We start from the raw sequence: 7,072 nt of genomic DNA on the forward strand, positions 1-7,072 counted from the left end.
AATATAATAATTTTATCAATTAATTAATCTAAAAAACATTACCAAATCGGAGCGGAATTTTATGGACGAGGACTTTAAAGACTATGTATATAGGTTTCATAAATGCATGCAAAAATTGGATTTAACTTTTGATAAGTATGCAAAAACATTCAAACTTACGCATACAAATTTTAAGATTTTATTAAATATTTTTTTTGCTAAAAATATTTCTCAAAAAACGCTTTGCGAAATTCTTACTCTTCCAAAACAAACGGTAAACGCCTCTATAACTTATTTTTATAGAAAAGGCTATATAAAATTGATTGAAAATCCAGAAAATAGACGAGAAAAAATCATTCATTTTACGGATAAAGGAAAAAAATATTCCGAAAGCGTTATTTCTAAATTTGCAGAAGCTCAATTTAAGATTATAATGGAAAATAGATATAAAGATATGAAAATATTTATTGATACTATGGAAGATTTTGTTGAATTATCTTCAAATTCTATAGAAAAAATTATAGCAGAATTAAATAAATAAATATACTTAATTTTTAAATTAAAAGTATATCTAATATACTTTTAATTATTTTTTACCTTGACTTATTTTTTATGGTTATATATAATATATAAGTCTATTAATTAGACATTATATATTATTTTACCTATATTTTATAAAATACGGAGGATTGCTTATGATAGACACAAGTTAATAAAAATTTAATAAACTAAAAATTTATTAAAAAGCGTTAAAACAAATTTAAAAAAATTAAGGAGATTATAAAATGCATAAAAAAATCAAAAAAACATTAGTTATAGGCGTAGCTTTAATATCCGTTTGTATATGCGGTAATTACGCTTTGGCTAATAATAATTCAGAAGATTATCAATTAGAAACTGCGGGAAATATCGAAATATACGATATGAACAAAAATAATACGGCTAAAATTGTGGAAGGCGATTATAAATTTATGCCTCCTCCAAAATCTCCGTATCCGAAAAAACCTTGGCCGCCAGTTGTTTGGTAATCTAAAAAATTAATAAAAAATAGGAGAATTAAAATGACTAACAAAATTAAAAATATTAAAATTAAAAACATAAAAATCGAGGAGAATAAAATGAAACTATTAAAAAATATTTTAGCCTTAACTTTGGCTATAATTTCAATCAATGCATGTGGCAAAACTACAGACCCAAACGGAGAAAAAGATAATTCGCTTAAAGCGAGTTTAACGAGTTCTGGGGAGTTAGCCGTAGAAAGTCAAGCGGACGCTTTGGTTATAAAGCAAACGGATAATACGGACGACACTTATATAACTTCCGTAAAAACGGGAAATAGCGAATATACTGCGACCGTTAAATCGGAAGTAAAAGGTTATGAAGTTGTTATGGTATTTGAAAATTATTCTTTATTTCCAAGTAAAATAACGATTAAAAACGGAGAGGAAAGTTTAAGCGGAGATATAACAAATTATAACGAAGCAGAAAAAACTTTTGATATATCTTGGAAAGAAACGGACGGAACAGAGATTTTTACTTTTAATGGAATAAAATTAAAAGGCGAAGTTGATAATTCAAAATATCAAAGTTCTGACGAAGAAACCTATCAGCTTAAAACTATGGTAAACGGTTCGATAGTTTCCGATAGCGTAAATACCTATGTAGATGAAAATCCTATAATGGCAAGGGCATGGTGGAAAAAATTATTAAAGGCTTTCGCTATTGTTGCAGTAATAGTTTTTGGAATTTGCACTGGCGGAACAGGAGTAATATTCTTCTAAATTATTAATAAAACGATAGGCTTGTTTTATCAATGAAAATTAAATTTAGAATTATTATAAAACGAGCCTATTCTAAAATAATCTTATAAAGTTTTTAATAACTAAGATAAAATATTAAATTTGTTAATTTTAAGGAGAAAATAAAAATGAGATTAAAAATATTTATTATAGTTTCTTTTTTAGCGGTTTCGAGCGCTCTATTTCCCGCTTTTGAATTTGAGCTTTTGCCTAAATTGGGATTTGCCGACAGTTGGACGGATTTAACTAAAGAAGTATTTGAGCCAAGAGTAAATATAAATCTTCAGATTGGATATGAATTCCCAATAAATAGAGGCATATTCAGAGGTTTCGGGGTTTTATTCGATTTTGGAATTGATGCAAATACTCTTTCTATAGCAAACCCAAACGAAAATTATAAAATAAATCAAATAGACGCTGGCGGAATATATACGGGATTGGCTTTTAAATTCGTTTTAAATGAAAATCCATCTTCTATAGTCGATTTGGCTTTTGGAGTGGCTTCGGGCGTAAAATTTATTCCTATTATTGACGACTTAAATATAAAACCAAATAAAGTTCCGTTTTCGCCTTATGTTCGTTTGTTTTTAGAAGATAGAATTTATACTACCGAAAAAATAGCTGTCGTTGTCGGACTTGATATTTTTTACGAATATATGTTTTTCGATAAAAGCGACAGAAACAGATTATTTGCGGGATATAATATAAATCAGCACCATTCGGTTGGAGCTAATTTTACAATAGGGCTTCGTTTCGGAAAAAGATAATAAATTAAACGATTAAAAATCATAACATTAAAAAAGGATTGTCTATTAATTTAGTCAGTCCTTTTATTTTTGCTTCGTTATTTTTATTGACATAAATATAATTTAAAATATAATTTCGTTCAATAATTTTAAACCGCAATAAAAGATTTTAAAAAATTAAAAATTAAAGAGGGTTTGAAAATGAAGAAAATATTTTTTATTTTATCTATTATTTTTATTATCGTTTGCGTTTCTTGTTCAAATGACAAAAATGTCGATGCGATATATGTCAACTTGGGAGCGGAGCCGAAAACTATCGACCCCGCTTTGAATATCACTTTGCAAGGCTCGACTTATGTTACGCATTTATTCGAATGCCTTACGACAAAATATAAGGATATAGCGATTCAACCAGGCGCTGCGGAAAGCTGGGATATTTCCGAAGACGGCTTGACTTATATATTTCATTTGAGAACCAACGGCAAATGGTCGGACGGGAAACCTTTGACAGCGCATGATTTTGAATATTCTTGGAAGCGAGTGGTAAATCCCGATACGGCAAGCGAGCCGAGTTATTTATTCGAACCTATTCTTAATTTTTCAAAAGTAAATTCGGGCGAGATGAATGTCGAAGAGTTTGGAATTAAGGCTTTGGACGATTTTACTTTAGAGGTTAAATTGGAATATCCTACGGCGTATTTTTTGGAATTGGTTAACTTGCCAGTTTTTTCGCCCGTTAGAAAAGATATTGTGGAAAAAAATCCAGACGATTGGACAATGAGTCCCAGAACTTGCGTGGGAAACGGCGCTTTTAGAATGCTTGAAAGAAAACCAGACGAAAGCATAACGGTTGTAAAAAATACGAATTATTGGAATAGCGACACAATAGTAGCCGAAAAAATAAAATTCGTTTTAATGGATAATCCAAACTCTGCGGTTGCGGGAGTGAAAGAAGGAGCTTTGCATTTTTCCGACACTTTTCCTTGGCAGGATATAGACAGTTTAAGAGTGGAAGGTTTGATTGATATTGCCACGAGAATCGGAACTCAATATTACGCTTTAAATACGACAAACGAAATTTTGAAAGATAAAAGAGTGAGACGAGCTTTATCTTTAGCTATAGACAGAAATTATATAGTAAAAAATATAGTTAAATCTGGAAAACCCGCTGGAGCTTTAGTGCCGAGAGGAGTGACGGATATTGAAGGAGATTTTAGAGAAAACGCGGGAGAATATATAAGCGTTGACCCGAAAGATTACGATAACAATGTCGCGGAAGCGAAAAGATTAATGGCAGAAGCGGGATACCCGAACGGCGAGAATTTTCCCGTTTTAGAATTCTATGTTACATTTAATAACGATATTCCGATGTTTGAAGCCGTGCAAAATATGTGGAAAGTCAACTTGGGAATAGACATTAAACTTACTCAAATGGAATTCGCTCCTTTTATTAACAAATTCAGAACGGAAAGAGATTATACTATGGCGGGAACGAGTTGGACGGGAAGCTATAACGACCCGACTACATTTTTAGGAATGTTCGTAAGTTATTCTTATAAAAATCATTCTCTATTTACGAACAAAGATTTTGACAAGGAAATTCTTACGGCGTCAAAAACTATAGACCAAAATATTAGAATGCCCGCTTTACATAGAGCGGAAAAAATTCTTATAGAGGACGAAGCGGTTATAATTCCAATTTATTATTACGAGCCTCCAGTATTGAAAAGTCCAAATTTGAAGGATGTTTTTTATATTCCTTTTGCGCAATATAAATTTTCTTATTCTTATTTGGAGAAATGATTTTTTATTAAAATTTTTTGGGGTAAGATATTTTTAATATATGTCGAAAAAATTGAAGAATATACAAAATAGAGAGTAATTTTTATTTTCTAAATTTAATTAAATACATTTTAAGGATTGATTATGACTTATAAAGAAATTATAGAAGTTGCAAAAGATTGTATGGGTTTTTGTAAAGCCTGTCCTATATGCAATGGCAAAGTTTGTAAAAATTCTATGCCCGGACCTGGAGCGAAAGGAATAGGAGATGTCGCTATCAGAAATTACGATAAATGGAAAGAGATAAGACTCAATATGGACACTATAGCCGAAAATAAAGATATAGACGCTTCTTTTGAATTATTCGGAAAAAAATTTAAATACCCGATTTTTGCGGGACCAGTCGGAGCTGTTCAATTGCATTACGGCGACAAATATACGGAAGAAGAATATAATAATATAATGCTAAAATCATGCAACGATTCGGGAATTGCCGCTTTTACGGGAGACGGAGTCAATCCAAATGTTATGATTGCCGCTACTACTATGATAAAAGAACAAAACGGCATGGGAATTCCTACTGTTAAACCATGGAATATAGATATAATAAAAGAAAAAATGAAATTGATTTCGGATTCAAACGCTTTCGCTGTCGCTATGGATATTGACGGAGCGGGACTTCCTTTTTTGAAGAATCTTACTCCAAAAGCTGGAAGCAAAACTATTGAAGAATTAAGAGAGATAAAAGAAATTGCAAAACGCCCTTTTATAATCAAAGGAATAATGACGGCAAAGGGAGCGATTAAAGCGAGAGAATCTGGAGCGGACGCTATAATAGTTTCAAATCATGGCGGAAGAGTTTTAGACCAATGCGCATCTACGGCGGAGGTTTTGCCCGAGATAGTTGACGCAGTTGGAGGAACTATTAAAATTTTAGTCGATGGCGGAATAAGGAGCGGAGCGGATATATTGAAGGCTTTAGGAATTGGAGCGGACGGAGTCGTTATCGCGCGAACTTTCGTTATAGCTTTATACGGAGGAGGAGAGGAAGGAGTAAAATCCTATATTAATCAGCTGGGGGCGGAATTGGAAGACGCTATGACGATGTGCGGAGTTCATAGTTTAAAAGAAATTAACAGAGATATAGTGAGATTCTAATTCTAATAAATCTAATAAACAATCCCGCCACATAAAACTTCATCGTTATCATAACAAACGCATGATTGTCCTTTTGCGACTATTCCCGTTGGCTCTAAAAATTTAATATTTATTTCTATATAAAATATAATTATGGATTTTTAGGACAAACTTTATTCTTATTCATAAAACAATCTCCGCATTTACAATCTTCAATTTTAGGTTTGCAATAATTTCTTCCTATTTCCCAACATAAAAAATCTATTAATCCTGGAAATTCTGGATTTAACTCTCTTGCCTTATATATTACCATATCAGGACTTGCTTCTTTTTCAACAAAACCAAGTCTATATAGAACTCGTCTAATATGGACATCTGGAGATATATCTATACAATAGTAATCTAACATAGGTATTTTGAATTGTCGGGCTAAAATATTGGCAGCCATAGTCGCTATTTTTATTCCGCATCCGTAAAATTCTAAAAATCTATAAACTATTGCGGCGCTACTCGGTTTATTTTTCCATATTTTATCAGCTTTTCCATCATATTTATAAATAATATGGCAAACTCCTTTATAAAAAATTTCTGCCATATCATTATTATATTTATGAAATTTATTTTTGTTAAATAATTCTTTATAATATTCTTTTCCTTTTCCTTTAAGTTTATCAATATCGAAATTGCCGAGTTCTTTGTATATTTTATAGGGTATAGCCCAAGCGCGTTCTGCCTTTATTTGTCTATCCATTAAACATGCCAAAACAAATGCATGAGGATAATTTTCTAAATCATTTAAAAATTTATTTTGCTCTTCATCGTCAACAAGATGCACAATGGCTTTATCCTCTTTAAATAGCTCTTTTGATTTTTTTATTAACAATGATTTTATTTTATCTATTTGGATAATTCCTTAAATAATTTTTATATTTATTATATACCATATAATCGTTAAAAGTTATACCACAAAAATCAATGTTTGTAAAATACAATAAGAAATTATTATAAATTTAATAAACTATTCCGCCGCATAAAACTTCATCGTTATCATAACAAACGCATGACTGTCCTTTTGCGACTATTCCCGTTGGCTCTAAAAATTGAATATTTATTTTATCTTCATCTATTGGAATGACTCTCGCCATTGCTCCTTTATGAGCGCTTCTCGTTTTTACCAAAGCCTCGAATTCGGACTCTTTCGGTTCGGCTATCCAATTAATATTATGAATATTTACTTCTTTTACAAAAGTATAATCTTTTCCGCCGACATAAACGGTATTTGTTTCGCTATCCAAACCGACTATAAAAAGCGGTTCTTTATAAGCGATTCCGAGTCCCTTTCTCTGCCCAACTGTGTAATGCCAAATTCCTTTATGATGTCCCAAAACTTTATTCGTTTCTATATGAACTATTTTTCCGTCCAAATCTTCATCGAATAATCTATGATATTCTCCACCAAAAAAATCTTGACTTTCGTTTTTATCGGCTACCGAAAGATTAAATTTTCTCGCCATCTCTCTCGTCTCTTCTTTCGTATTCTCATACATTGGAAAAATTATTCTGCTTAATTGTTTTTGAGTTAATCTATATAAAAAATAAGATTTTGAGTTAATCTATATAAAAAATAAG

The 7,072-nt window shown here is 31.3% G+C and carries 8 protein-coding genes and 1 pseudogene; 6 read left to right on the forward strand and 3 right to left on the reverse strand.

Annotated elements, in window-relative coordinates; genetic code table 11:
• The first annotated feature begins 61 nt into the window (after window positions 1–61).
• From EZH24_RS05055 to EZH24_RS05080, 6 genes are all read left to right on the forward strand, one after another.
• The gene (locus EZH24_RS05055) at window positions 62–520 is read left to right on the forward strand and encodes a MarR family transcriptional regulator (RefSeq protein ID WP_137998036.1); all 459 of its coding nucleotides are present in this window, start codon (window positions 62–64) and stop codon (window positions 518–520) included.
• 244 nt (window positions 521–764) lie between these two features.
• The gene (locus tag EZH24_RS05060) at window positions 765–1,007 is read left to right on the forward strand and encodes a hypothetical protein (protein WP_137998038.1); all 243 of its coding nucleotides are present in this window, start codon (window positions 765–767) and stop codon (window positions 1,005–1,007) included.
• A 90-nt stretch (window positions 1,008–1,097) separates the two neighbouring features.
• A complete protein-coding gene (locus tag EZH24_RS05065; RefSeq protein ID WP_137998039.1) occupies window positions 1,098–1,760 on the forward strand; it encodes an LPS-assembly lipoprotein LptE in 663 nt (220 codons plus the stop codon).
• 146 nt (window positions 1,761–1,906) lie between these two features.
• Complete coding sequence (locus EZH24_RS05070) at window positions 1,907–2,545, forward strand: hypothetical protein (protein WP_137998041.1); 639 nt, start codon at window positions 1,907–1,909, stop codon at window positions 2,543–2,545.
• Between the two features lie 180 nt (window positions 2,546–2,725).
• Window positions 2,726–4,327: a peptide ABC transporter substrate-binding protein gene (locus EZH24_RS05075; protein WP_137998043.1), complete on the forward strand. Its 1,602-nt coding sequence runs from the start codon at window positions 2,726–2,728 to the stop codon at window positions 4,325–4,327.
• Window positions 4,328–4,450: 123 nt separating this feature from the next.
• Entirely contained in the window at window positions 4,451–5,464 is a 1,014-nt protein-coding gene (locus EZH24_RS05080) for an alpha-hydroxy-acid oxidizing protein (RefSeq protein ID WP_137998044.1), read from the forward strand.
• 11 nt (window positions 5,465–5,475) lie between these two features.
• On the opposite strand, the pseudogene EZH24_RS15305 reads toward EZH24_RS05080, so the two are convergent.
• The 3 genes and pseudogenes from EZH24_RS15305 to EZH24_RS05095 form a co-directional block, all read right to left on the reverse strand.
• Window positions 5,476–5,577, reverse strand: a pseudogene (locus EZH24_RS15305) (aminomethyltransferase beta-barrel domain-containing protein); the annotation flags it as partial.
• Window positions 5,578–5,594: 17 nt separating this feature from the next.
• Complete coding sequence (locus tag EZH24_RS05090; protein WP_201798565.1) at window positions 5,595–6,278, reverse strand: iron-sulfur cluster loop; 684 nt, start codon at window positions 6,276–6,278, stop codon at window positions 5,595–5,597.
• Window positions 6,279–6,453: 175 nt separating this feature from the next.
• Complete coding sequence (locus EZH24_RS05095) at window positions 6,454–7,056, reverse strand: tRNA methyl transferase PRC-barrel domain-containing protein (protein WP_137998047.1); 603 nt, start codon at window positions 7,054–7,056, stop codon at window positions 6,454–6,456.
• Window positions 7,057–7,072 lie beyond the last annotated feature (16 nt).

Source organism: Brachyspira catarrhinii (genome assembly GCF_005518285.1).
GTDB lineage: Bacteria > Spirochaetota > Brachyspiria > Brachyspirales > Brachyspiraceae > Brachyspira > Brachyspira catarrhinii.